Genomic DNA, 22938 nt, shown 5'->3' with positions numbered 1-22938 from the left:
TGCTCAGGATTCGTGGGCGAGTGTGCCGTCGAAGTGCGCGCGGAATTCTGCGACCTCGGGCTGGCGCTGCCAGGGCACCAGCGCCTTGTCGAGACGTGCGAGCTCCCGGACGATCCGGCCCGAGCCCGTGTCACTGGCGATGGTCAGGGCCTGGAGACCGACCGCGGCGGCCTGATCGGGCGCGCCAGCACCGGCGTGGCTCACGGCGGCCCGAGCCATGTATACGCCGCGGTCGCGGTGGTAACCGTCGGGCAGTGCCTTGATGGCGCTGGTGAAGACCGCGGCGGCCTCCGCGTGCTTGCCAAGCGCCTCCAGGCCCTGCGCCCGGTGCACCTCCACGTACTGCTCGTTCAGCCACACGCCCCAGGGGGTTGTGTCGCCGGAGACGCGATCGAGTGCGTTGCGTACGTCGTCGATCGCGCGCTCGCTGTCGGTCGACTCACCGCGCAACGCGTGCCCGTACGACTCGTAGGTCCGGGCGACGGCGGCCAGCCGGCTTCGGGGCCGGGCCATGCGCTGCGCAGCTTCCGCGAGGTCGACGACATCGACCAGATCGCGCATCTCGCCGGCGAGCTGTGCCTTGCGGGCCATTACGTACGAGGTCAGGTCACCGTCCCCTACGGTGTGGCTCCACTGGAACGCTCGGTCGAGCCAGAACTGCGCGCTGTCGAAGTCGCCCAGGTCCTGGTAGAGCCAGGACGCGAACTCCGCGTACTGCGTCTGGAGCTCCATGAGGGCGTGCCGGTCCGTGCCCTTGGCGTCCTGGCGCAGGCGCTTGATGTCCTCGATGTACTCGCGGGTGGCCGCGATGGCTCGGCCGGGTCCGAGGAGGTTGTCGTTGTCGATCAGCAGACGGCGCACACGCTGAAAGTGCTCCACCGGCGTGCTGCTGTAGGCAGCAGCCGACCGGGCGGGCCGGGTCAGGCCCGGCAGCGCGTTGGAGGCCGCAGCTGCTGGCGTTCCTACGCCCAGTGCAGCCGCTGCACCGAGCCCCATCCCGCCACGCAGCATCGCGCGTCGATCGAGCGCCACGAAAACCACCGATCCATCCCGTAGACGAGCGGGGACAAAAATCCCCTCATGATCAGACGCTGCCTGCTGGGAGGCGGTCGTGGCCAGCCCAGCCGAGGCTTCGGATACATGGGGGGCAGAAACGGATACACGGGCTGATGCGGATACAGCTGCTCCGATCCGCTCCCACTGGTCGATCAGGATGCCGCCGGCGCGAAGCAGGGAATCGATCAGTTCGACCTCTGCGCGGTCCCTCGGGGCCCTGTCGCCGTTCTCCCATTTCTGCAGCTTGGAGTGCGACATGAAGGCTTTGTCGGCCAGCCCCCGCAGGGAGAGCCCGCGCACCGTCCGGAGTTCGCGAAGCGTGTAGCCGAAACGGTGCTGGGGCGACTGCTCCGGTGTTAACGCGTTCGGCTGCTGGCCCACTTGGTGCCCCTCTATGTCTCCACTCGGTGTATCCGGCGGCTGGATACACGGCTGCCCTGGAACTCGAACCCCGACAGGGCCTACAACTTTGCTAACGAAGTTGACCCCACCAGAGAGGGATGGCGATGCGCAACGAGACGCAGGGAAGGACGTCAGTCACCGCGCCCCTTCTCGATCTTTTCGAGGCGAGCGGCCAGGTCCGCGACCTGCTCCTCAAGTGCCCTGAGAGCGCGGGCCGTCGAGTCCTCGCTGGTCTCGGTAGCCGTGTCCGTGATGTACGAACCGCGTCCTTGGTGGGAGTAGATGAGCCCGGCCGTACGCAGCTCGGTCAGGGCCCGTTGGACTGTGCCGGGCGCAACGCTGTACTCATCGGCCAGTTCCCGCGTGCTCGGCAGCTTCGCGCCGGCAGGCAGTCGTCCCGAGCGGATCTTGTCTCGCACGTCCTGGACGACTCGCTGGTAGGGCTGGGTGGCTTCGTTGCTCATGAGCGTCATCGTAGGTCGACCCCTTCGACTTAGCTAGCTTCCATAGCTTCCTCAACTAAGTGCTTGACACGCCCCCAACTGTATCAGCTAAGTTATGTATGTCGACAAGGTGGGGCGGTCGGCAAAAAGCCCCCACCTGCCATTTCTCGGGATCACACGAGCCCGTCAACCCGAAGGGAGCTCCATCCCATGAACGTCACCCGCCGCCCCGCCGCCAGCCTCGCCACCGAGCACTTCGACGCCGAGACGCTCGCGCTCTTGGAGGCAGTCGAGGTGCCGCTCCCCGACTTCGCCAACATCGACCTGGACGTCGCCTTCGGCACGCCGCTCGAGATGTACGCCGCCGGCCCCCTGCCCCACGAGCAGCTGGACGGCCTGGACATCACCGCCGCCATCGCCGCGATCGAGGCCCGCGAGAACCGAATGCTCGCCGCCCGCGACATCACCGCCACCGACCCCACCGCCACCGAGCTGGTGCGCGAGCGCCTGGTCGACGTGCTCCTCCCCTACGCCGCGCAGCTGCGCATCACTCGGCGCCCGGCCGCCGCGGCGCCCCTGCCGCTCGCGGCCTGACCCTCCCCCGCACCACGCCGGGTCTTCGGACCCGGCTCCTTCACCCGGAACCGCCAACTGGCGGCGCCGGATGTGGGAGCCGAAAGCGGCCCCGACACCATCCGCCCAGACCTGAACGCGAAAGCGGGAGGGAAAGGAAGCGGCCGGTCCTTGAGAACTCAACAGCGTGATCCACCACCGCAGTCCCGGCCGTGACCACACCGGCCGGGGGTGAGTGGAAACCCGTCGTGTGGCGCCATTACCGCTGGTGATGGCAGTCGGCACGTGCGATGACCCGTCAGGCGCTTCAGTTCTGGCGACCTGGAGGCGGTAACACCCGCCAGGTGCTCATTACTGATGGAGAGCCCGGAGGGCTGACATCCACACGACGTAAAAGAACGACGCGACACGCTCCTAGACCCTCGGCACCCGGTCCCAGCCGAGGCGAGGAGCCGCGTCGGGACTGAGGGCACCTCGCCTCCCTCCAGCACGACAAGGCGAGCAGCGCGGCGGCAGAGGCCGCGCCCCCTGTTTTTGCAGCCCCGCGCTGCCCAGTCGCCCGCCGCTCGGCCCTCGGGTCGGTCGGTGGGCGGTGGAGAGCGCGGAGGAGCAGCCGCACATCAGCAGCTCGTTCGTGCCCGACCAAGCAGCCTCCATGAAGGAGATCGACATGCCGCTCGGATACAGCTTCCAGATCACCCCGCAGGAGCTGACGGAGATCCTCGCCCGCCTCCAGCCGTACCTCCCGAAGTACCTGAAGAAGATCGACGCCCAGGGATACAGCCTCCGCTTCGAGTTCGAGCCGTTCACCGGCCGCGAGGGGGAGCCGTGGTCGCCCTCCACCCACGAGGATCCGAAGCTCTCCTACGTGCGGGAGTCGGACGACGAGGCGGAACACCTCCTCCGGGAGAAAGCGCGGGTCGTCCTGTCGAACCTGTACGAGGACGCCCGGCGGGAGTGGAAGGACGCGGCCTACATCGCGGACCTGAAGACGACGGTCAAGGACGCCGGCGCTCGCTGGAAGACCTACCAGCACGAGGCCAAGGCTCTGGACACGGCGTACGACTACCTCCGCACCCCCGACGCCGCGTCGGAGTGGCCGTCGGCACTCTCGCGTCTGGTCGACGCTCAGGACCGCACCAAGGCCGCGGCCGCCGCGTTCGACGAGCGGGGCCTGGAGATCGCCCGAGTCCACAGCAAGCACGTCTACGCCGACCTGGGCCACGACGCCGCGCTGGCGGCCGCAGGCTTCCCGGAGGCCAAGGACTGGCCCGTCGCCGACTTCGACCGCTACGACCGGAGCCACTACAGCGCCTGGGACACCCACCCCCCGCTGGAAGAGCGGGTCCGGCGCCTGGTCGAGGAGCAGGACGCCCACGTCGCCAAGGTCGGCCGACTGTCCGGCTCGATCGCCGGCCACTGAGACGAGGGACCACGGCGGTCCCCACCAGCTCAACCGGTGGGGACGGCCGTGGCTGCTCGTACGACAGCCGAAACGACGACAGCCCCAGGGGGCCATCCCTGGGGCTGTCTAAACGGACCTAGCTGGAGGCCCGGATGTACGACAACAGCATCGCACGCAACAACGGCGACTCCGACAGCGACATGGAGGAGGCCCTGCGTCGCGTCCGACAGGGGAAGTGAGCGCTGTGGACTGGCGACATGACGCGGCCTGTCGAGAGACCGACCCCGAACTCTTCTTCCCGATCGGCAACACCGGTCCGGCGCTCCTGCAGATCGAGGAGGCCAAGGCCGTCTGCCGCCGCCGCTGCCCGGTGATGGAGCAGTGCCTCCGGTGGGCGCTGGACACGAACCAGACCGACGGGGTCTGGGGCGGCCTGTCCGAGGGCGAGCGCCGCGCGATGAAGCGGCGGGCCGCCCGCAACCGGGCCCGCAACGCTGCCTGATCCCCTCAACCGACCTCGGAAGGAGGAGACATGAAGTTCCTCTACCTGCTCGGCATGGCAACCCCGCTCATCGTCATCGTCGCGGTGCTTCTGGCCCGCTGACTTCGCACCGCGTCCCGCGTTGCCCAGTCGCCACCGGCCCGCCCACGCGGTCCGGTGGCGGTGGAGAGCGCCGGAACCCGCGTTCCCCGCTCTGTTCGGCCCTCGTGGCTGGAGAGCTACTCACCCAACTCCCCGTCCTTGGAGGACCCGTGATCGCCCTGCCCCTCTTCCTGCTCGCTGGTGGCGCCACCTGGCTGTTCTGGCGCGCCGACATGCGAGCCGGAGTCCTGATTGCCGCCCTGATCTGCGGCTACGCCCTCGCCACGTCCCCGCTCGCCGGGGCCCTGAACAACATCGGGAACGGCATCGCCACGGCGGTGCAGAACTCCGGTAGCGACCAGGCCGCCAGCAGCAACCGGTGAACCTGCCGTCTGCCCGTGGCCCCGGGCTCCGGCCCGGGACCGCGGGGAGGTGACAGCGCCCCCGCCCCGCACCACCCCAGCTTCTCTACCGGAAGGAACTACCCGCTCATGAGCGACGGCGACCCGGTCGGCTCGAACCTCGGACAGCTCATCAAGCAGCTGGACGCCATCGAGTTCAAGACCGACCGCGACCTCTACAACTACGCGAAGATCCTGCGCGCGATCGGCTTCGAGCTGTTCCTGCGCGTGGGGATGGACGCCGACATGATCAGCGCGATCCTCAGCCAGTACAAGGGCAAGTGGTACACCTTCGGCCTTCAGTCGAAGATCCGCGCCAAGCTGGTCAGCGGCCACCTCATGGCCGGAGCGATGGCCGCGAAGGTGCTCGGACTGTCCGGCGTGAAGATGTACGCCTCCTTCGTCAAGCACTTCATCAAGCCCGAGCAGGAGGCCGAGGCCGAAGCCCGCAAGGGCAAGGGCAAGTCCAAGCCCGGGTTCTCCATCGGTGACAAGCCGTCCGACGGTGCCGGGAAGCCCGGCGAAGGTGGGAGGGCCGCCTGATGGCACGCCGCTTCTCGAAGTCCAAGTCCATCGACACCCGCAGCGAGGACGAGCAGCAGCAGGACCGCTCCCGGCGGATCCGCATCATCGGGCCCTGGGCGATCACCGCCCTGGGGCCCGTCCTGGTGGAAGGCGGCCACCTGGTCGTCGCCGGGAACCCGGCCGCGCTCGCCCTGGCCACCCTGGGCATCGCGGGCACCGGCGCCGGCCTCTGCAAGTTCCTCGGGCACCTGGACAGCAAGGCCAAGCGGGACAAGGACACCGTCCGGCTGCACCAGGTCAACACCATCGCGGTCACCGCGGCCGCGACCATCGGCACCATCACCGGCGTCGACACGGCCGCGACCGCCGGCGCCTGGGCGCTGGGCGGCATCGGCCTCTCCCTGGCCAACAACCTCTGGAGCTCCTTCCACAAGAAGGGGTCCGAGAAGGGCGCCAGCAAGTGGGAGAAGCTCGAAGCCGAGATCGGACTCGCCAAGCACGAGATCAAGGAGCCCAAGTCCAACGGCAAGGGCACGGTCATCGCGCAGGTGGAGGCCAAGGACGGGGCGACCGCGGACGACCTGGTCCGCAGGATCCCCGCCCTGGCCTCCGCGCTGAAGATCGGCAAGGGGCGCATCACCCACACCGTGGACGATGACGACTCCTCCCTGATCACCATGCGCGTCCAGGTCGCCGACCTCCTCAAGGAGGGCTTCCCCTGGCGCGGCCCGTCCGCGTTCGGCGCCTCCATCGGCGACGTCCCGATCCGCACCGGCCGCTACGAGGACGGCGAGGACCTCCTGCTCAACCTCACCGGGATGCTCCGCGACCCGGGCCCGCTGTCCAACGGCAACGTCGAACACGCCATCGCGATGGGCGTGAACGGCGCGGGCAAGACCCAGGGCAACCAGCTCATCATCACCGAGTGCGGCACCCGCACCGAGGTCAGCGTGATCGCCATCGACTGCTCGAAGTTCCAGCAGGACTTCGGGCACGTCCGTCACGGCATCGAGTGGCCGATCGACAAGAAGGACGCCGCCCGGCGGTTCTTCAAGCTTCTGCCCAACGCGATCGAGAAGCGCACCGACTTCCTCGCCGCCAAGGGGATGAGCAAGTGGGAGCCGGGTTGCGGCCTGAACTTCCTGGTGATCATCGGTGAAGAGGCCGCGGACTTCGCCGCCGACAACGAGCACTACCAGAAGATCCTGCGCACGGCGCGCGCCGCCGGCATCTGGATCCTGACCTCCATCCAGCGCGCCACGCACAACAACATGGACACCGACTCCCGCGCGAACAGCCCGGCCGGCCTGTGCTTCGGTCTCCGCGACGGCGCGGACGCGCAGTACTGCCTGCCGGACGAGGCGATCGACGCCGGGGCGTGGCCGCAGTGGGGCAACCGCAAGCCCGGCTACCACTACGCGGCGGGCCTGGGCATCCCGGAGGACCGGTGGCACATCACCGCCCGCACCGAGCTGGCCAGCAAGCGCGACCAGGCCGACGCCATCACGGCCGGGGCCGCGATCCGCACCCCGCTGGACACGATCACCGCCGAAGCGTTCGGCGACCTGTACGTCAACCGCACCACGTACGACGCCCCCCTGCTGCCCAAGGAGGAGGGAGAGGACACCCCGCAGCAGGCGGCCCCGGCCCCGGCCCCCACCGCCACGGCGACCGCCCCGGTCGCCCCGGCGGCGCCGGCCTACTCCGGACCGCCGGACGAGGAGATGGACGACGTGGACGAGGAGACGATGGCGGCCGAGGTCGAGGAGCTCAACGAGATGCTCAAGAACGTGCTGGACGAGGACCCCGAGCCCGGCGAGTACGACCACCTGCGCATCGAGGACGAGATCGAGCCCCCCGCCGACGACGCCCCCGTCTTCGAGCTGGGCGGCGACGACAGCGACAAGCTGACCAGCGAGCAGGGCCGCCAGGCCCTGTACGAGCGGCTCGACCAGTGGGTTCGCGAGGGCAAAAACTCCTTCGCTCCCCGCGACGTCACGGACATCGTCATCCGGGTCGGGCTCTCCGACACGAAGCGCTGGTTCTACCGCCAGCGCGACGCCCTCCTCGAGGCCGGAGTGATCTCCGAGGACGAGTCGGACGAGGGCTTCGGCAAGTACGACATCCTCCGCTCGCCCCTCTCCTGAAACGACAGAGAGTGACTAAAGGGAAGTTCGCACGGTGCGCGGCTCCGCGCACCGTGCGCACCCGTCCCCGCCCCAGGTAGGGGGCTCGCACCCTGGCCGCGCACCATCCAATGCGTACCTATTTGTCCCATGCGCACGGTGCGCGCCGCACCCCCGCGCACCTTACGGAAGGTAACTGAATTGAGTGCCCCGACCGTGCCCCGGCCGACGCTGGCCGGGGCACCCAGGACCGCCGCTCCCCCCGCGCCGGTCAGTGCCGACGACGCCGCCAAGGCCCGTAAATCCATCACCAAGCTGGACGAGGTCCTGGCCATGGTGACCAGGGCGCTGCTCACCCTCGGTGGCGGCGCTTTGATCTTCACTTGTGTGAATGTGACCCTGTTCGGCATCTCCCACGAGATCCCCTGGTTCATCGCCTGGATGCTGGACCCCCTGGCCAGCCTCGCCCTGATCACGGTCCTGTACGTCGACGGTGTCCTGGCCGAGCACGGCGGTGACTACAAGCCCGGCGGCTGGCCGTTCCTGCTGCGCTGGACCGCCGGCCTGTCCACCTGGGTCATGAACTGCTGGACCAGCCTCTACCCGGACGGGCACTTCCACTTCGTCCCGCAGAAGCCGGACGCCGGCGGAATCCTGCTCCACTCCGTCGCCCCCGCGCTGCTGATCCTGCTCGCGGAAGCGGCCACCGGATACCGCAAGTACGCCACCCGGCGCCGCGGCGAGCTCACCGCGATCATCGCGCAGTTCGAGACCGCGAAGCTCGCAGAACGCGAGGCCGAGCAGAAGAGAGCTCGCGAAGAGGCCGACCGTGTGGCCGCCGCCAAGCGCGAGGAAGCAGAACGCGAGGCCGCCGCCAAGCACGCCCGTGAAGAACGCGAGGCTGCCCGGCGCGAACGCGAGGACAACGCGAGGCTCGAAAACGAGCGGCGCGAGGCAGAAAACGAGGCTGCCGCCCGTGCTCGCCGCGACGAAATCGAGGCAGAACGCGAGCGGCTCCAGATCCAGGAGCGAGCAGCAGAAATCGAGGAGGCGCGCCGCAAGGCCGATGCCGAGATCGAGGCGCTGGGTCGTCGCCAGCAGTGGGAGCTGGAGCAGGCCGAGCGGGACCGTGAGGCACAGCGCCAGGCCGAGATCACCACGGCAGAAGCCCAGGCAGAAGCGCTGCGCAAGGAGGCCGATGCCAAGGCAGAGGCTGAGCGGATCAAGGCCGAAGCCGAAGCCCGCGCCCTGGAGGAAGCCGAGAAGTTCAAGCGGCAGCGGCTCCTGGAGCGGGCCGCCGCCAAGGCTCGCGGAACCTCGGAGAGTGCAGCCGCCCGCGCCTCGATTTCTGCGGGCCGTTCCTCGGAAAGTGCCGCCGCGCTCACCGCGGTTCCCGCTCTGACCGCCTCGGAAGCGGGCGGCCGGATCCCTCGCGATGTGCGCGAGCGGCAGCGCGATGAAGCCGAGCGGTACATCGCGAAGTGCTCGCTTTCCGGCATCGCGCCCGACCTGGAGCGCCTCGCGAACCAGTACGGCAAGGGCGAGACGTGGGTCGGAGATCGCGTGCGCACCGCCAAGCGGCGCCTCGCGGAAGAGGACGGTTTCGAGGACTCGGTCATCGCCGATGCCCTGGACGTCTTCGAGGACGACAGCGAAAACGCCGGTGCGGCATGACCCACCGGCCCGAAGAAGAGGAGATCACCGTGGAGTTCACGTACGACTTCACCGAGCGGCCGGACGAGCCGATCGAACTTCCCGCGGCCGGTCCCGGCCACCCGCCGACGATCCTGGCCCGCAGCGAACCGCTGATGCCGACCCGGTACGGACGCGCCGCCGACTGAGCGCGCTTCGACGGCTCCACTGGCCCCCGAGATGAATTCAGCACCTCGGGGGCCGGTGAAGAGGCCGAAGCCTCCCCGGGCGAATCTCACGCCAAATGACACCGCCCGAGCTCCCCATCGAGGAGAGGACCCATCATGCCGTCTCACGGCGAGCAGCCCCAGCCCACCTACTACCCCGAGCCGCTGCCGCCCCAGTACGGACAGCCGCCCGTCCCCGCGTACGGCCAGCACGTCGTCCCGCTTCCCCAGGGCGCGGTCGTCTACCCGCCGACCGCCGGCCTGGACGGCGTCGTGGTGATGCCCGGCCCGAACGGCCACCCGGTCGCGTACTACACGGCGCCGCCCGCCCCGGCCCCGCAGCCCTACGTCTCCCCGCTCCTGGTGAAGGCGGCGCTGGTCGCGGTCATCCTCGGAATCGCCGGGGTCGGCGTCTACTTCCTGGCCGCCGCTCTGCTGGAGCTCGCCAAGGCCCTCGCCATCCTGGCCGGCCTCGGCCTGGGCGGCTTCGTCGTGCTCAAGATGCTCGCCACCGGCCCCGGCAGCGGCAAGGCCAGCTCGATCAACGTGAACGCCCGGGGCCGCGCCAAGGTGCAGGTCCACACCGGCCGCGGACACAACCGAGGCCGTGGCCGCCGCTGAACCGGTGTCCCCGCCGGCCGTCCGGGACGTCGACATCTACGCCGACCCCACCGGTGCCCTCCCCGTGCACCGCTGGCGGCAGGCCCCGAAAGGGCTCGCGACCAGGCGGCAACTCCGGGAGAAGCGCTTACGGCCCGGCGGCCAGGACCCGGTCGCGGTCATCGAGTGCCGGGGCGGCAAGCGCATGGCCTTCCTGTACGAGATCAAGAAGGCCAAGCCGATACGGCCGATGACCTTCGCCAAGGAAGTCGCGCTCGACAAGGCGATGGCCGCCCGGCAGACCTGCCCGAAGTGCTCGCGCCGCTACTACCACTGCCTCCCTCTGCGCACCCTCGGCTCGTGCCTGGAGTGCGCCGACGGCACTCCGGCCGCACCCGGCAGCTACATACACCCCGCCGGCGGCCAACTGGCCTCCGCAGCATGACCGCTCACCCCTGACGGCTGCCTGATCCACCCGTACCGCGTCACGCGGCCCGGGTGGTGAAGGGGAGCCGGGCAGCACGGCCCCACCTGCCCCGCCCACAGCACCCCGTCCGCGACGCCGTCGAACACCGCGAAGGAGCACCACCGGTGACCGAGCCCAACCAGCCCCGCAAGCCCGACCCCAGCGTTCCGCCGCTGGAGACCATCGACGACAGCCAGCGCATCCCCCGCCCCCGACAGCCGTCCGCGCCACGGACCGAACCGATCCGCACCACCCAGGACGTCCCGGCCGGAGCCATCGCCGCCTTCGGCGTCGTCGGCGTGATCGCGGTGATCCTCACCCTCAAGTGGGGCGTGCCGAAGGTCATCGACTGGTACCACCACCAGGACTGGTCCTGGTTCACCCAGTGGACCGCCACCGTCGCCGACCCGGTCCACGCCTACCTCACCGCGCACACCGCCGGCCTTCCGCTCACGGCCTCCAGCGCGTTCCTCATCTGGCTGGGCGTCGGCGCCGTCTCCCTCGGCCTGGCCTGGTTCACCGGCGCGGTCGGCGCCCGGCTGACGTGGATCGCGCACGGCGTCTGCTCGGTGCTGATGGTGTGGGACGCCTCCCCCGCCGCCAGCCGCCCCGTCGCCGCGGCCCTGGCCATCCTCGCCTGGACGATCGGCAGCGTCTTCGCGCTGCGCGGACTGTCCCTGCGCCCGCGCATCAACATCCACACCCACACCCACAACCACCCCGCCCGCTGACGGTCTGGCGGCTGCCTTATCCACCCGCCCCGCGACCCTGCGGGCCGGGTGGTGACGGGGAGCCGGACAGCCCGGCCAGGCGAGCCACCGACGAACGGAGTGCACGATGGCGTACGACATGAGCCGGTTCGGCCAGAGCCGCTGGGTGAAGACCCATCCGGACGGTGTCTACACCCACGGCTCGATGGAACCGGTCATGAGCGTGCTGGACGTACGCGGCTTCGAGGTCCGCGACCTCTTCCTCATCGGCTTCAACGACTCCTGCGGCACGATCGTCCTGCCCGACCAGTCCCGGGCCGAGAACGCGGCGGCTGCACTGGAGCCGGCCTTCGACACCCGCGTCTACCTCTTCGGCAACCGCGACGGCGAGGACGTCTGGACGACCGACTACACCCGGCGCGCGCTGGACGGCACCACGCTGTCGTGCTTCATCACGGACCTCACCCTCAAGGACGGCACCGTCGCCATCCGGGACGGCCGCTGGGTCCGCTGATCCGGTCTGACGACTGCCTCCCCCTGCCCGCGCCGCCACCGGCTCGGGCAGGGCGGCGGGGAGCCGGACAGCCCGGCCGGAAGGGACCTCGAAATGACCCTCGGCACCGACACCGCCCAGCTGACCAGCGACCCGGGCAAGAACCTGGACACGGCCTGCACCACGGTCACCAGCGAGATCGCCCGCACCGACAGCAAGGCATCGCTGTTACTCGCCTTCAACGGCGCGGTCCTCGCCGGACTCGCCAGCCTCGCCGACAAGAAACTCCCCCTGCCCGCCCAGCTCGTGGGCGGCGCCGCCGGCCTCGCGCTCGCGGCCGCCGCCGTGCTGCTGCTCCTGGTCGTGCGGCCCAACCTCGGAGGCCGCACCCCGGCGCCCGGGTCGTTTCCGCACTGGGCGCAGCTGGACGCCGCCACCATCCGGGCCTCCATGGACGACGACACGCGCCCCGCACGGATCAAGGCCCTGTCGACCATCGCCGTGGCCAAGTACGCCCGTCTCGCCCTCGCGGTCGACACGATCCTCGCCGCGCTCGCCCTGCTCCTGGTCGCCGCCGTCCTCGCGGTCACCGGATGAGCAGCTGGCCGTACGCGCTCGTCCTGGTCCTCCTCGCCGTGGCCGCCATCGCGGCCCGGCGCGCTCACCCCGCCGCACGTCCCGACACCGACAAGGAGCAGTAGCCCATGGCACTCACCCTGTTCACCCGCCGCCCCGAGCCCGTCGATCTGCCGGCCGTCGAGCCCGAGCCGTGGCCCGAGATCGGCGAGACCTGGACGCCCGAGGGCGTCACCATCGCCCAGCGCTACTACAACCAGGCGCACGCGGTCGTCCTCGTCTTCACCACCGACGACGGCAAGTACGGCACCTACTACTCGATCGCCTGCCTGGGCTGCCACTACGCCACCCGCGAGAACGGCGAGCGTACCTACAACACGCGCTACGGTTGCCGACGCCGCAACGGTCGCCAACGAGCACGCCACGACCTGCCGGGCGCTGCCCCGCGACATCCCCGCCCGCCCGGACGACGACACCGTCCGCGAGCGGCTGCACTCCTGGGTGCGCGGCGCCCGCCACAAGGACAAGGACGTCCAGCTCTACCTGTCCTACCTGGATCTGATCCGCCTCACCCTCCAGCGCAGCAACGACTGGATCGTGGACCGCTCCAGCAGCTGGCGGCCGACGAGCCCGACGTCCTTCGCACCGAGCGCAGCGAGTACAGCGACTACGTCTCCTACTACGCCCGCCAGCTCCCGGAGAGCTGACCGGCGCTCTCCGCGCGCTCCCGCCCGCCGGCTTCTCCGGCGGCCGGGAGCGACGCGGTGTCCGCCCGGTCAGCCGAGACCGGACGACCGGCCCTCCCCCGGAGGTCACCGTGTCCCTCGCCCGCCGCACCCTGATGGAAGCCGCCGCCGCCCGCTTCGGATGGCGCCGCGCCTACGGCGACACCACCCAGGTCGACGCGCTCCTCACCGAGCAGACCGAGACCGCGTACACCGAGGCCGCCGACCACGCGGTCCGCGCCACCGAGAAGAACACCGACGCCCTGCACGTGCAGCCCTGCGTCTTGGACGTCCGCGGCCGCGTCCTCGCCGACGTCCTCTACCTCGAGGGCCTGCTGACCGGCGCCCGCACCCGCGGCCTGGCCCCGGAGCTCATCGAGCGCCTGGAGGACGCCGTCGACCACGGCCACGAGCTCACCGTGCTGCTCGCCGACACCGTCCGCACCACCGCCGCCGCCCACACGACCGGCCGCTGAGCGCCCGGGGCGGCCGCTGGCGTCGGGCCCGGCCGCCCCGGAGCAGTACTCCTCCCCCTCCCAGAGCGCACTGACAGAAGAAGGAGTTCCATCATCATGACCGCAACCCTGCGCCAGACGGCCAACAGCGTCGCCAACACGATGATCGAAGGCGTCAGCATGACGTCCGCGCTGATCGGCGGCGCGGCCGGTGCCTACCTCGGCTACCAGCTCGCCCCCGTCGCCTGGTCCGATGACTCCCGCATCGCGTTCGCCGGAGCGGTCGCCGTCGTCGGGGCTCTCGCCATCGACGGGCTCGCCGAACTCGTCCTCGCCCCGTTGCGCCGCCTGATGCGGACCCGCAGCCCGCTGCCCTCCACTCGCCGGTCGGCCCCGGCCCCGGCCGCCACGCTGGACGAGGCCCTCGCCCAGGTCACCGCCGCGACCGAGGAGGACGCCGCACACCGCGCCGCCAGCGCTGCCATCCGCATCGACGAGAGCGACAACTTCCTGGGCGACGAGAACCGGTGGCGCGGCTACGAGGACGGCGAGGCCACCTTCTACCTCGCCCCCGGCGTCGTGCTCCACCACCGCGCCGAGAGGAGCGAGTACAAGCACCACTTCACGCTGCTGACCGGCGACGGCGAGCAGCCGGTGCGCATCACCGGCATGGAGCAGATCCGCCACCACCTCGCCGCCCGCGCCGCCGGCCTTCCCGCCGTCCCGGCCACCGCCGACCGCAACGTCGACGGTGACAAGGACGAGGTCCTGGACGACGACCTCACCGGCATTCACGCGGTCTGACGGACTGCCCGTTCCGCCCCAGCCCGTGCGGCCGGGGCGGTGCGGTGGTCAATCAGCCCCACCCGATCGAGCCGGAAGGCCCCCGCATGTCGCAGCCCACGCAGATCACCGTCATCCGCGACGGCCTGTTCACCTCCCGCCGTCTGACCGCGGACATCAACGACACCGTCACCACCGCGCAGCGCCTGGTGAAGGAGCACTTCGGCCGGCGCCCGCTGACGGCCGTGGAACTGGTGGTCACCTCCCCCAAGAAGATCCCCGGCCTCGCCGCCGCAGCGCAGGGAGCGGCCGCAGGCATCCCGGAGAACGTCTACGCCGAGAAGCGCCTCAGCTTCACCGCCAAGCCCGATGACCTGTACTCCCTCACCGTGATCGCCCCGAAGAACACGATCCGGGTCCTGATCAACGCCAAGCGGCTGCGCCGCCGCCCGCGCGAGATCGGCGCCACGCTGGTCTGGGCGTTCGTCGAGGTCGACCAGCTGTGCCGCAAGGGCTCGCTGGAACGGCGCATCGCCCTGACCCGGCACGAGATGGGCACCCACGTCCTGCCCAAGGGCAAGGCCCGCAGCCTGTACCGGATCGAGGCCGAGATGGAAGACGAAGCCGCGAAGGTCACCGGGCAGATCGTCGGCAAGGTCATCCGGCAGAACCGGCAGGCCGAAGCCGCCGCCGCCCGCGAAGAGGCCGGCACCGCCGCCACCGCGCAGAACGCCGCTGCCTGACCGCGCACCGTGTCGTCCCGTCCTGGCCTCCCGGCCGGGGCGGCGCGGTGCCCCGTCAGCCCATCCTGCAAGGAGCACCCGTTGCCTCGTACTCCCACCGCGCTCCCGGCCGACGACCTGCTGAACCTCCCCGCGGGCGTCCTCTGCACCCTGGTTGGCCCGCCCGGCAGCGGCAAGTCGACCTTCGCCGCCCGCTACCCGGACAGCTGGCGCATCTGTCTGGAGGTCTACCGGCGCCTGGCCACCGACTCCGAGGCCGACCAGTCCGCGACGCCGGTCGCCGCCGAGATCCAGAACCTGCTCCTGGACGCCCGCCTCTCCCGGGGCTTGAGCGCGCTGGTCGACTCCACCAACGTCCTCCCGCACGTCAGGGCCGGTCTGCTCGCCCGCGCCCGCTACTGGCAGCGGCCCGCCGTCGCCGTCCTGTTCGACGTCCCGCTGGCGACGGTGGAGGCACAGAACGCCGGCCGAGACCGCGTGGTCCCCCTGGACATCGTGCGCGAGCACCACCAGCTGCTCCGACCAGCTCCACCGCGAAGGCTTCGCCGCCGTGCACCTGGCCTCCGAACTCCTCGCCACCTCCGGCGCCCTGTGCCGGGGCGCCCGCAACTGACCCGACCCCACGCGCACGTTCCGACTCGATCCGGAGGAATCCTCATGGCACGCAGCGCCCGGCCCGTCGTCCACTACATGGCGACCCGGCCCGACGGCACCGTCCCGCCCACCACCCCCCGCCTCGCCGCGTACTACAGCGGCCTGGGCGAGACCATCCCGACCGTCAACCTCGCCGACCACATCGGCGAGACCATCGACCACCCCAGCCCCGGCGAGAGGTGGTACACCGACAAGCCGTTCTCGTACTTCCACATGTACACCCGGCCCGGCGAGATCCTGGAGCGCCTGGAGGAGCGCTGGCCGGTGCGGTTGTGGGAGGTCGAGCCGCTCGGTGAGACCGGCAACTGGGGCAACGACTTCGCCCCGTACTGGCTGATGTCCCACCAGGTCCGCGTCGTCCGCGAGGTCGAGGCGTGGCGTGCGTTCGGGCATCGCGGCGCGCAGGTCCTGGCGGTCCTCGCGCAGCTGCCCGACCTCGCCCGGCAGTGGGCCACGGAGTGGGCCGCCGACCCTGAGGGCACGCGCCGCACGTACAAGGCGTGGGAGACGCGGGTGGACGAGACCCGGGCCCTGACCTCCTGGGCGTACTGGCGGGCGCGGTACTCCCGGCGCGAAGCGGGCCTGCAGACGGCCAACCAGCTCGCCGGGGATGCCGCCGCGCAGGCCGCGACCGCCGCCGGAGCCGACCCGCACGCCGTCGCCCTGATCCAGCTGCGGGCGCGCTGCCTGGTCGCCGGTCAGCTCATGTTCGACCGGATCCGCACCGGCGAGTACGAGCAGTCGATCCGCGGCCTGCTGCTCGGTGCCGAACTCGACACCCCGGCCCCCGTCCCGGCCTGACCACCCGCCGACGTTCCCGCGCCGCCCCGGCCCACCGGCCGGGGCGGCCTCCTTCGAGACCAGGAGAAGCACCTGATGAGCACCGACACCACCGACGAGACGATCCGCTACACCGCCGACGTCGTCCTGTTCGCCGCCGGGCACGTCCTGCTGATCGAGCGGGGCTGGGACCCGCACGCGGGCTGCTGGGCGCTGCCCGGCGGACACGTGGACAAGGGAGAGACCAGCCTGGACGCCTCCGTGCGCGAGCTGGAGGAAGAGGCCGGCATCACGATCCCGGCCGCCGACATGCGGCAGGTGGGCGCCTTCGACGCTGCCGGCCGTGAGGCGCGCGGCCGGTACGTCAGCGTCGCCTACACGGCCACCCTGCCGTCGCTGGTGGAGCCAGCGGCCGGTGACGACGCCACCGCCGCCCGCTGGTGGCCCCTGGACGCGCTCCCCGACCTCGCGTTCGACCACGCCGAGATCGTGGCGGCCGCGAACCGCTGATCCTCCCGCGCGAGCGCGGCGTTCCTCCGTGCCGCCCCGGTCTCACGGCCGGGGCGGCCGCGGTGTTCCGCCACGACCAGCGACAGGAAGGAGAGGGCGTCATGCCGCAGCTGGAGTTCTATGAGGTGGACGTCCCGATACACACCAACGACCGGGCGCAGCGCGGTGTGCACGTCTTCACCGGCAGGGCGGCCTCGGTCACCGAGGCCCTGGCCCGCGCCCACCAGGTCTACGACGCGGCGTTCGCCGCGCGGCAGGCCGGACTCGAGGTCCCCGGACAGCAGGACGGCGGCTGGGGAGCGCGCGGGGTCCGCGACGGCTGGGAGCTGGACTGGGCGGCGGCGAAGGCCGGCCGCTGGTCCAACCCGGACAGCTGGACCCGCAAGAAGCCCTACGAGCTGTAGATACGCCCCGAGGCAGGCGCACCAGGTGTGGAAACCGTCGCCTGCCTCGAGCCTACCCATCCCGTACAAGACGAGAGAGGGAGCAACCAGTATGGCCTCCACCGTGCGCTTACAGGCCCCCTTCGGGCAACGTGCCCTGCTCATCACCAGCCTCGCCGTGCCGCTGACCGGCTGGACTCTGCACGCGGTCAGCCTGCACCGCAAGCTCGCCGCCGCCCGCCGCGACCCGCTCACGGGTCTGCTCGGGCGCGACGGCTACACCGCCAAGGTCCGGCAGATCACCGACCGGTACGGCGACAGTGCCTTGGTGGTCCTGGTCGACCTGGACTACTTCAAGCAGATCAACGACGGGCCCGGCGGGCACGCCGCCGGCGACCGCGTCCTGGCCGCCACCGCGGAGCGCCTCGCTGCCTGGGCGGGCAGCCGCGGCGCGGTCGGCAGGCTCGGGGGCGACGAGTTCGCCGTCGCGGTCCGGATCGGACCCGCCCGCCGCGAGCTCCGCCTTGCCCAGCTCACGCAGCTGCTCGCGCAGCCCGTACAGGTCGAGGACGGCGCCCTGGTCGACGTCGCCGCGTCGGTCGGCGCCGCCTCCCTCGACGTCCTCGGCACGACGGACCTGAGCGTGCTCCAGCGGGCCGCCGACGCCGCGATGTACGCGGGCAAGCACACCGGCCGCGCCGTGCTCGCCGGGCCGCAGCACGCCACGGTGCCCTCCATCAACGGCCGCCGAGCCGGACGGCCGGGCACCAACTCCCTGGGACGGGCGGCATGAGCGACACCACCCCCACCGCCGACCCGGGCGCATAGATCCGGGGCATCACGATCCGGCAGCCCTGGACGACCTGCATCCTCGCCGGGAAGGACGTGGAGAACAGGCCGACCCCTTGGTCCTGGCGCGGCTGGCTGCTGCTCCACGCCGGGCAGGCTACCGAGCGGGCCCCGATGCGCGACCCGCTGGTCGCCACCGCGATCCGCGGCCGCGCCCTGCACACCCGGGCCGTGATCGGCGTCGCCCGCCTCACCGACTGCCACCAGGACGCCGCCGGGGTCGCGCCGTGCTCGCGCTGGGCGCAGCCCGATGCCTTCCACCTGGTCCTCTCCGACGTCCACGAACTCGCGCTGCCGATCCCGTGGCTGCACGGACAGCTCGGACCGTGGCGCCCACCGCAGGACCTCATGGACCAGGTCCTTCTCCAGCTCCCTCACCTCGCCCCGGAGGGCACCTCATGAGCCGCAACCGCACCGGCGCCCCGCAGCCGCCGGCCATCATCGTGGCCGACGACAGGGTCCCCTTCCCCGAGACCGACCAGGCCCTGCGCTGCCGTACGAGCCCGGCCCTGTTCTCGATCGAGGACATCCGCAACACCGACGAGGCCCCCCCGCGCCCGGGAGAAGGCACTCGCCAAGGCCAAGCACGCCTGCTCCGGCTGCCCGATCGTCAAGGACTGCCTGAAGTGGGCGCTGGCCAACCCCGGCCTGACCGAGACCGGGGTGTGGGCGGCGACCACCAAGCGCGACCGCACGCAGCTGCGCAAGCAGCTCGTGGACCGGCTCGGCGAGGATTGGGTCGGCGTGGTGGCCGAACAGGACCGGCTCCGCAGGGAGCGGGCGCGCGCGGCGCGCGTCGTGCCGCCGACCGCCCGCGAACTGGCCCTCGCCCGCCTGGAGCTGGAAGGCATCCCCACCCGGCCCGCTCCGTACAACCGCTGGAAGGAACCCATCACCCCGGCGCAAGCGGCCTCGAATCTGCGCGTGCTGGCGCTGGTCGCCAGCGGCAAGGCCGCGTGATGTTCACCGACTGGACCGAGGCCCTCGAAGCCGAGTCGCTCCCCCTGAACCCGAACCCGGCGCAGCAGCTCGCCGCCGCGGCCCGGGTCACCGCCCGCAGCTCCTGCGACAAGGACGACATGGCGTTGCTCCTGGATGTCCTCGGGCTGCCCACCGACCCCGACACCCTCACCGCCCTGCTCCCCCTCATCCCGGAAACCGGAGACGCACCCACCCTGACGAACGCCCCGGCCGCCCCGGCCCTGTCCGCGCACGAGTCCGTGGCGATCTCCATGCACAACAACGGCGACAGTGAGCAGGCCATCCGCGAGGCCACCGGACTGACCGAGACCGAGGTCAGCGACCTCATCGCCGACCGGGTCCTCGGCCTGCCCCGCCCGGCCGCTGCCTCCCCGGTCATCGACGTCCCGGTCGTCGCGCTGCCCGTCACCAACGCCGTGCAGAAGCTGCTCGACTGGGCGGCCGCGCACCCGGCCGCCGGAGTACGCGGCCGCGCCGCCCGTCCGAGCGCCGCGACAGCGAGGCCGCACAGCGCGAGGCCGAAGCCAAGGTCGCCATGGCCAAGGCCGCCCTGGAGAAGGCGCAGGAGGAGCTGCGCACCGTGAAGGCCAGCACCCGCACCACCACCACGGCCGCCGCCGCACCCACCCCGATCCGCGCGGGCCTGGGCAGCGGCCGCACCCGGGAGGAGCTCGCCACCATCAGGACGTGGGCGCGCAACCACGGCCACCAGGTCGCCGACCAGGGCATGGTGCGCAAGCAGGTCCTGGAAGCGTACGACGCCGCACACCCGACGCTGGCGCGGAAGGCTGGTTGACCATGGACGACGCGATAACCCTCGAAGGCTTCCTGGACGAGAAGCCCGCGCCCGGCGACCCGGACCGGACTACGGCCGGCTGCGCCTCACGGTCTCCCCGACCGACGAGCGCATCGAGGAGATGATCCTGCCGTGCCGCGTCGACGACCCGGCCATGGCTTACCTCGTGCTGCACGAGCTCATCCCCGGAGACCAGCTCCGTGTCACCGGCTACCTTCGGCTCCCCCGGACTCCGGACGAGCCGCTCTGGCTGATCGTCTCGGCCTCGAAGTCCTGCAGCCCGCTCCCCAGCTCACCGCGACAGCCGCTCTGTTCGCCTCGGTGATCGAGCGTTGCGGCCCCCACCTCCACTACATCGACGGCGACACCGGTCAGGTGGAGGTGTGGACCGAGACCGGCGCCTGGGTCGGCTGGGCGGATACCCCTGGTGAGCTGACCGCTGTGCTCGACGAGTTCGAGCACGGCCAAGCCTCCGGCAGTGAGTGACGGAGCCGAGTCGCTACCCCACCCGAGCTATCTGCACGCCGGGCCCGAGAGCAACGTGGGCCGGCTGTGGAGTAGGTGCCGGGTTTCCCGGACGCGATGGCCTTCTGCAGCCGCACGCGGCGGCAGGTGGGACGAAGAACGGTGTGAATGTGGAAAGAGTCTGTTTGAGAGGTCACGTGGTGGCCGGTGACAACGAGTACATCAGCCCTACCGGGAAGAGCGACTGCCGACAGTGCATGGCGATCCGATCTCGGTCCCGTCGAGCGAAACAGGCGGAGGAAGACGGCCGCATCCTTCGAGGACCACATGGCAGGATCGCCGATGGGCAGCCCAAGAGCATGCGAACACAGTTTCGTGAGCGAGCTCGAAGGGGGGAGACCAAGCCGCTCTTCAGGTACCCGTGGAACGACCACTTCTTCGACGACTGGTCGGGCGACATGGCGTGGGTCCTTGGGATCATCTGGGCTGACGGGTACCTAGACCGAGGCAACACCGTTGAGGTCTGCTCGAAGGACCTGGATCTTGTTGAGACGATCGCAGAGCTGATCGCACAGCCTGGTGGGGTGCGGGTCAAGAACGCTGGCCAGCACTGGCGTATCTGCTTCTCGTCGTCTCGCGCAGCCGAGCAACTGCGCTCGCTCGGGCTGGTCACGGCGAAGAGCTTCTTGATCGATTGGCCCCTCCGAATCCAGCCCCAGTACGAAGCCGCGTTCGTCAGAGGGCTCCTTGACGGGGATGGGACAGTGTCGTTGACGCAGAGCCGCCGGGGACAGCAGCGGCCGGACCTACGCGTCGAGTTGAACACTGCCTCCGAGGCGCTCGCGGCCTCCTTTTACCGCTGGTGTGAGGCCCATGAGCTCGTCTCTCACATCCACGGCCGCGAGATCTACAAGGTCGGCATCCAGGAGCAGGCTTCCCTGAGAAAGCTCTACGGCCTCCTGTATCCATCGACGGCCCTTCCCCACCTTGCCCGCAAGCGGGCCCTTTTCGAGGCCTGGCTTTCTATTCCGCGGGCCAAGAGCGGACGCCCGACCGTCAGGCGCAATGAGCCCCAGTCAGGACATGCGGATTCTTCTTCTTGACGAACGCCGTACCGTCCTCGCCGCCCGCGCGGCTGCCGCCGGACAGCTCGGTCTCCTCCCCGAGGCCGCGCTCACCCGCACCGAGCCCCCGGCCCCCCGGCGCACCCCACCCGGGGCCGCGCCCCTGCGGCCGCGCTCCACCAGCTGCCCTTCCCCGAACCCGAACAGGAGCCGAAGCCCATGGCCCGCATCAGCGTAAAGATCGCCCCGCTCCACCCCGACGGCACCGAATGCACCCACGCCGTCCGGCCCTCCGGCAAGCCCCGCGACGCCGACTCCGGCTGCACCGGCCGCCGCAACTACGCCGTGGTGTGCAGCTCCTGCGGCCCGGTCGGCGAGCCCCATGGCCTGCGCGTCCTCGCCGAACCGGCGCAGAGCGCGCACCGCGACAGCCACAAGGCCGCGCTCACCTCGGTCTCCCGCTGACCCCACCCGCTCCGGCCGCCGGGACCACCACGATCCCGGCGGCCCCGTCGAATGTGAGGGCCGATGCCCACCACCGTCTTCGACCAGTTCACCCGCCGCACCGCCGACGTCACCGCCCAGCTCACCACCCTGGGCATCCCGCTCACCGCGCCGGCCCCGCCGCCCACCGACCCCGGCCCCACCGACCCGTGGGCCAGCAGCTACGCCGTGCCGGTCGACCGCTCCACCCTCGCCTGGTGCACCACCGTCCAGATGCTCGCCGACCACCTCGACACCGGCATCGACCGCCAGGTCCTCGCCGCTGACGCGCTGCTGCGCGAGCTCGGGGTCCGCGGCCTCGCCCAGCTCCACTCCGACCTCCACCACGGCGCCCCCATCGACTACCGCTTTACCCGCTGCCCGTACTGCTCCGGCATCGGCGAGGACCCCACCCAGCCGGACTGCCAGGACGTCGGCTGCGCGCCGTGGCACGAGTTCGACGGCCATGAGCACCTGTGCCCGGTGTGCCACGGCGATGACTACCAGCCCCAGTGGTTCGCCGAAGAGCACATGACCGAGCTCGAGGAACTGCTCGCCGACGCCATCGAGGAGAACGAAGAGCGCGCCTCCCTCCGCCACCGGATCCGGACACGGCGGGGCCGCTGACGGCCGCACTCGTGACGGCCCGCTACCGCTGCTGCGGACACGGCACAGGGCCCCTGCACCCCGGCGACCAGAAGGCGGTCGCGGAGTTCACCGCCATGCCCGCCCCCCCCGCCGAAGGCCGGCCCTATGGACCGGCCGTGGCGACGCCGCGTACGGATCGGCGAGCACGGCCTGGAGCGCGGCCGACCGCTCCCCAAGCAGCAGCCGGACGCCGACCCCATCGCTCTGGTCGTCATCCACCTAGGCACCGAGACCGCCCTCACCAGCACGCTCCACTGCGCCAGGTCCCGGATTCACGGTGCCTGGACGACGCCGTACCGCCTTCTCACCCACGCCCTCGCCGGACGCGACCTCCCACCCGACATTGACCTGGGCGCCTGAACGCACGAAGCGGCCCCCGTCGCCCGGACTCGATCCGGGAG

The 22938-nt window shown here is 71.0% G+C and carries 32 protein-coding genes and 1 pseudogene; 30 read left to right on the top strand and 3 right to left on the bottom strand.

Translation table 11 applies throughout. The features are described from left to right. Nucleotides 1–3 precede the first annotated feature (3 nt). The 3 genes and pseudogenes from ACWGIF_RS30555 to ACWGIF_RS30545 form a co-directional block, all read right to left on the bottom strand. Entirely contained in the window at nt 4–1032 is a 1029-nt protein-coding gene (locus ACWGIF_RS30555) for a DNA-binding protein (RefSeq protein ID WP_453502328.1), read from the bottom strand. Between the two features lie 180 nt (nt 1033–1212). Continuing rightward, a pseudogene (locus ACWGIF_RS30550) lies at nt 1213–1437 on the bottom strand (helix-turn-helix domain-containing protein); the annotation flags it as partial. Nucleotides 1438–1589: 152 nt separating this feature from the next. Continuing rightward, nucleotides 1590–1922 (bottom strand): GntR family transcriptional regulator, encoded by a 333-nt coding sequence (locus tag ACWGIF_RS30545; protein WP_453502312.1) that lies wholly within the window; start codon nt 1920–1922, stop codon nt 1590–1592. A gap of 189 nt (nt 1923–2111) precedes the next feature. On the opposite strand from ACWGIF_RS30545, the gene ACWGIF_RS30540 reads away from it, so the two are divergent. The 30 genes from ACWGIF_RS30540 to ACWGIF_RS30395 all read left to right on the top strand — a co-directional run bounded on the left by ACWGIF_RS30540 (nt 2112) and on the right by ACWGIF_RS30395 (nt 22897). Then, entirely contained in the window at nt 2112–2495 is a 384-nt protein-coding gene (locus tag ACWGIF_RS30540) for a hypothetical protein (protein WP_453502310.1), read from the top strand. A gap of 634 nt (nt 2496–3129) precedes the next feature. After that, nucleotides 3130–3897, top strand: coding sequence for a hypothetical protein (locus ACWGIF_RS30535; RefSeq protein WP_453502308.1), 768 nt, complete (start codon nt 3130–3132; stop codon nt 3895–3897). Nucleotides 3898–4123: 226 nt separating this feature from the next. After that, nucleotides 4124–4381 carry a WhiB family transcriptional regulator gene (locus ACWGIF_RS30530; RefSeq protein WP_052876082.1) on the top strand — a complete coding sequence of 86 codons (258 nt, stop codon included), beginning with the start codon at nt 4124–4126 and terminating at the stop codon, nt 4379–4381. A 251-nt stretch (nt 4382–4632) separates the two neighbouring features. Further along, on the top strand, nt 4633–4845 hold the full coding sequence (locus ACWGIF_RS30525; RefSeq protein ID WP_052876083.1) for a hypothetical protein: 213 nt from the start codon (nt 4633–4635) through the stop codon (nt 4843–4845). A 108-nt stretch (nt 4846–4953) separates the two neighbouring features. Next, the gene (locus ACWGIF_RS30520; protein ID WP_052876084.1) at nt 4954–5406 is read left to right on the top strand and encodes a hypothetical protein; all 453 of its coding nucleotides are present in this window, start codon (nt 4954–4956) and stop codon (nt 5404–5406) included. Next, nucleotides 5406–7535 (top strand): hypothetical protein, encoded by a 2130-nt coding sequence (locus tag ACWGIF_RS30515; protein WP_453502306.1) that lies wholly within the window; start codon nt 5406–5408, stop codon nt 7533–7535. The genes ACWGIF_RS30520 and ACWGIF_RS30515 overlap by 1 nt, the downstream gene beginning before the upstream one ends. A 129-nt stretch (nt 7536–7664) precedes the next feature. After that, nucleotides 7665–9188, top strand: a complete 1524-nt coding sequence (locus tag ACWGIF_RS30510; RefSeq protein ID WP_453502304.1) for a hypothetical protein — start codon at nt 7665–7667, stop codon at nt 9186–9188. Next, on the top strand, nt 9185–9355 hold the full coding sequence (locus tag ACWGIF_RS30505; protein ID WP_331718948.1) for a hypothetical protein: 171 nt from the start codon (nt 9185–9187) through the stop codon (nt 9353–9355). Before ACWGIF_RS30510 ends, ACWGIF_RS30505 begins: the two co-directional genes overlap by 4 nt. 135 nt (nt 9356–9490) lie before the next feature. Further along, nucleotides 9491–9994: a hypothetical protein gene (locus tag ACWGIF_RS30500; protein WP_453502302.1), complete on the top strand. Its 504-nt coding sequence runs from the start codon at nt 9491–9493 to the stop codon at nt 9992–9994. Continuing rightward, nucleotides 9981–10418, top strand: a complete 438-nt coding sequence (locus ACWGIF_RS30495; RefSeq protein WP_453502300.1) for an RRQRL motif-containing zinc-binding protein — start codon at nt 9981–9983, stop codon at nt 10416–10418. Before ACWGIF_RS30500 ends, ACWGIF_RS30495 begins: the two co-directional genes overlap by 14 nt. A gap of 146 nt (nt 10419–10564) precedes the next feature. Next, complete coding sequence (locus ACWGIF_RS30490) at nt 10565–11170, top strand: hypothetical protein (protein ID WP_052876088.1); 606 nt, start codon at nt 10565–10567, stop codon at nt 11168–11170. Nucleotides 11171–11276: 106 nt separating this feature from the next. After that, nucleotides 11277–11663: a hypothetical protein gene (locus ACWGIF_RS30485; RefSeq protein WP_453502299.1), complete on the top strand. Its 387-nt coding sequence runs from the start codon at nt 11277–11279 to the stop codon at nt 11661–11663. A gap of 93 nt (nt 11664–11756) precedes the next feature. Next, nucleotides 11757–12239, top strand: coding sequence for a Pycsar system effector family protein (locus ACWGIF_RS30480; RefSeq protein WP_052876090.1), 483 nt, complete (start codon nt 11757–11759; stop codon nt 12237–12239). Between the two features lie 107 nt (nt 12240–12346). Further along, entirely contained in the window at nt 12347–12925 is a 579-nt protein-coding gene (locus tag ACWGIF_RS30475) for a hypothetical protein (RefSeq protein WP_453502297.1), read from the top strand. Nucleotides 12926–13035: 110 nt separating this feature from the next. Further along, the gene (locus ACWGIF_RS30470) at nt 13036–13419 is read left to right on the top strand and encodes a hypothetical protein (RefSeq protein ID WP_453502296.1); all 384 of its coding nucleotides are present in this window, start codon (nt 13036–13038) and stop codon (nt 13417–13419) included. 96 nt (nt 13420–13515) lie between these two features. Continuing rightward, the gene (locus ACWGIF_RS30465; RefSeq protein WP_453502295.1) at nt 13516–14202 is read left to right on the top strand and encodes a hypothetical protein; all 687 of its coding nucleotides are present in this window, start codon (nt 13516–13518) and stop codon (nt 14200–14202) included. Nucleotides 14203–14288: 86 nt separating this feature from the next. After that, the gene (locus ACWGIF_RS30460) at nt 14289–14924 is read left to right on the top strand and encodes a hypothetical protein (protein ID WP_453502294.1); all 636 of its coding nucleotides are present in this window, start codon (nt 14289–14291) and stop codon (nt 14922–14924) included. Between the two features lie 81 nt (nt 14925–15005). Beyond that, on the top strand, nt 15006–16379 hold the full coding sequence (locus ACWGIF_RS30455; protein ID WP_453502293.1) for an AAA family ATPase: 1374 nt from the start codon (nt 15006–15008) through the stop codon (nt 16377–16379). Nucleotides 16380–16454: 75 nt separating this feature from the next. Then, nucleotides 16455–16868 (top strand): NUDIX domain-containing protein, encoded by a 414-nt coding sequence (locus ACWGIF_RS30450; RefSeq protein ID WP_453502292.1) that lies wholly within the window; start codon nt 16455–16457, stop codon nt 16866–16868. Between the two features lie 101 nt (nt 16869–16969). Further along, a complete protein-coding gene (locus ACWGIF_RS30445) occupies nt 16970–17272 on the top strand; it encodes a hypothetical protein (RefSeq protein WP_453502291.1) in 303 nt (100 codons plus the stop codon). A gap of 91 nt (nt 17273–17363) precedes the next feature. Then, entirely contained in the window at nt 17364–18044 is a 681-nt protein-coding gene (locus ACWGIF_RS30440) for a GGDEF domain-containing protein (protein WP_453502290.1), read from the top strand. 92 nt (nt 18045–18136) lie between these two features. Beyond that, nucleotides 18137–18502, top strand: a complete 366-nt coding sequence (locus tag ACWGIF_RS30435) for a hypothetical protein (RefSeq protein ID WP_453502288.1) — start codon at nt 18137–18139, stop codon at nt 18500–18502. 261 nt (nt 18503–18763) lie between these two features. Then, nucleotides 18764–19060 (top strand): hypothetical protein, encoded by a 297-nt coding sequence (locus ACWGIF_RS30430; protein WP_453502286.1) that lies wholly within the window; start codon nt 18764–18766, stop codon nt 19058–19060. Then, nucleotides 19060–19665, top strand: a complete 606-nt coding sequence (locus tag ACWGIF_RS30425) for a hypothetical protein (protein WP_453502284.1) — start codon at nt 19060–19062, stop codon at nt 19663–19665. Before ACWGIF_RS30430 ends, ACWGIF_RS30425 begins: the two co-directional genes overlap by 1 nt. Next, on the top strand, nt 19617–19877 hold the full coding sequence (locus ACWGIF_RS30420; RefSeq protein WP_453502283.1) for an Lsr2 family DNA-binding protein: 261 nt from the start codon (nt 19617–19619) through the stop codon (nt 19875–19877). The genes ACWGIF_RS30425 and ACWGIF_RS30420 overlap by 49 nt, the downstream gene beginning before the upstream one ends. 321 nt (nt 19878–20198) lie before the next feature. Beyond that, complete coding sequence (locus tag ACWGIF_RS30415; RefSeq protein ID WP_453502282.1) at nt 20199–20363, top strand: hypothetical protein; 165 nt, start codon at nt 20199–20201, stop codon at nt 20361–20363. 179 nt (nt 20364–20542) lie between these two features. Continuing rightward, nucleotides 20543–21445, top strand: coding sequence for an LAGLIDADG family homing endonuclease (locus tag ACWGIF_RS30410; RefSeq protein WP_453502281.1), 903 nt, complete (start codon nt 20543–20545; stop codon nt 21443–21445). A gap of 180 nt (nt 21446–21625) precedes the next feature. After that, nucleotides 21626–21871, top strand: a complete 246-nt coding sequence (locus ACWGIF_RS30405; protein WP_453502280.1) for a hypothetical protein — start codon at nt 21626–21628, stop codon at nt 21869–21871. A gap of 63 nt (nt 21872–21934) precedes the next feature. Then, on the top strand, nt 21935–22516 hold the full coding sequence (locus ACWGIF_RS30400) for a hypothetical protein (RefSeq protein WP_453502279.1): 582 nt from the start codon (nt 21935–21937) through the stop codon (nt 22514–22516). Between the two features lie 126 nt (nt 22517–22642). Beyond that, a complete protein-coding gene (locus tag ACWGIF_RS30395; protein WP_453502277.1) occupies nt 22643–22897 on the top strand; it encodes a hypothetical protein in 255 nt (84 codons plus the stop codon). The last annotated feature ends 41 nt before the right edge of the window (nt 22898–22938 follow it).

The organism is Streptomyces sp. NPDC054849 (assembly GCF_053610945.1).
Note: the sequence above shows the minus strand (reverse complement) of the source record. Positions and strands in the feature narration are given on the sequence as shown.

Excerpts from the sequence above, each read along its gene's own strand:
- ACWGIF_RS30545 (WP_453502312.1), bottom strand. The coding sequence starts at position 1,922 with ATGAGCAACGAAGCCACCCAGCCCTACCAGCGAGTCGTCCAGGACGTG.
- ACWGIF_RS30540 (WP_453502310.1), top strand. The coding sequence starts at position 2,112 with ATGAACGTCACCCGCCGCCCCGCCGCCAGCCTCGCCACCGAGCACTTC.
- ACWGIF_RS30535 (WP_453502308.1), top strand. The coding sequence starts at position 3,130 with ATGAAGGAGATCGACATGCCGCTCGGATACAGCTTCCAGATCACCCCG.
- ACWGIF_RS30520 (WP_052876084.1), top strand. The coding sequence starts at position 4,954 with ATGAGCGACGGCGACCCGGTCGGCTCGAACCTCGGACAGCTCATCAAG.
- ACWGIF_RS30515 (WP_453502306.1), top strand. The coding sequence starts at position 5,406 with ATGGCACGCCGCTTCTCGAAGTCCAAGTCCATCGACACCCGCAGCGAG.
- ACWGIF_RS30510 (WP_453502304.1), top strand. The coding sequence starts at position 7,665 with ATGCGCACGGTGCGCGCCGCACCCCCGCGCACCTTACGGAAGGTAACT.
- ACWGIF_RS30505 (WP_331718948.1), top strand. The coding sequence starts at position 9,185 with ATGACCCACCGGCCCGAAGAAGAGGAGATCACCGTGGAGTTCACGTAC.
- ACWGIF_RS30500 (WP_453502302.1), top strand. The coding sequence starts at position 9,491 with ATGCCGTCTCACGGCGAGCAGCCCCAGCCCACCTACTACCCCGAGCCG.
- ACWGIF_RS30485 (WP_453502299.1), top strand. The coding sequence starts at position 11,277 with ATGGCGTACGACATGAGCCGGTTCGGCCAGAGCCGCTGGGTGAAGACC.
- ACWGIF_RS30480 (WP_052876090.1), top strand. The coding sequence starts at position 11,757 with ATGACCCTCGGCACCGACACCGCCCAGCTGACCAGCGACCCGGGCAAG.
- ACWGIF_RS30475 (WP_453502297.1), top strand. The coding sequence starts at position 12,347 with ATGGCACTCACCCTGTTCACCCGCCGCCCCGAGCCCGTCGATCTGCCG.
- ACWGIF_RS30465 (WP_453502295.1), top strand. The coding sequence starts at position 13,516 with ATGACCGCAACCCTGCGCCAGACGGCCAACAGCGTCGCCAACACGATG.
- ACWGIF_RS30460 (WP_453502294.1), top strand. The coding sequence starts at position 14,289 with ATGTCGCAGCCCACGCAGATCACCGTCATCCGCGACGGCCTGTTCACC.
- ACWGIF_RS30450 (WP_453502292.1), top strand. The coding sequence starts at position 16,455 with ATGAGCACCGACACCACCGACGAGACGATCCGCTACACCGCCGACGTC.
- ACWGIF_RS30445 (WP_453502291.1), top strand. The coding sequence starts at position 16,970 with ATGCCGCAGCTGGAGTTCTATGAGGTGGACGTCCCGATACACACCAAC.
- ACWGIF_RS30440 (WP_453502290.1), top strand. The coding sequence starts at position 17,364 with ATGGCCTCCACCGTGCGCTTACAGGCCCCCTTCGGGCAACGTGCCCTG.
- ACWGIF_RS30425 (WP_453502284.1), top strand. The coding sequence starts at position 19,060 with ATGTTCACCGACTGGACCGAGGCCCTCGAAGCCGAGTCGCTCCCCCTG.
- ACWGIF_RS30420 (WP_453502283.1), top strand. The coding sequence starts at position 19,617 with ATGGCCAAGGCCGCCCTGGAGAAGGCGCAGGAGGAGCTGCGCACCGTG.
- ACWGIF_RS30405 (WP_453502280.1), top strand. The coding sequence starts at position 21,626 with ATGGCCCGCATCAGCGTAAAGATCGCCCCGCTCCACCCCGACGGCACC.
- ACWGIF_RS30400 (WP_453502279.1), top strand. The coding sequence starts at position 21,935 with ATGCCCACCACCGTCTTCGACCAGTTCACCCGCCGCACCGCCGACGTC.
- ACWGIF_RS30395 (WP_453502277.1), top strand. The coding sequence starts at position 22,643 with ATGGACCGGCCGTGGCGACGCCGCGTACGGATCGGCGAGCACGGCCTG.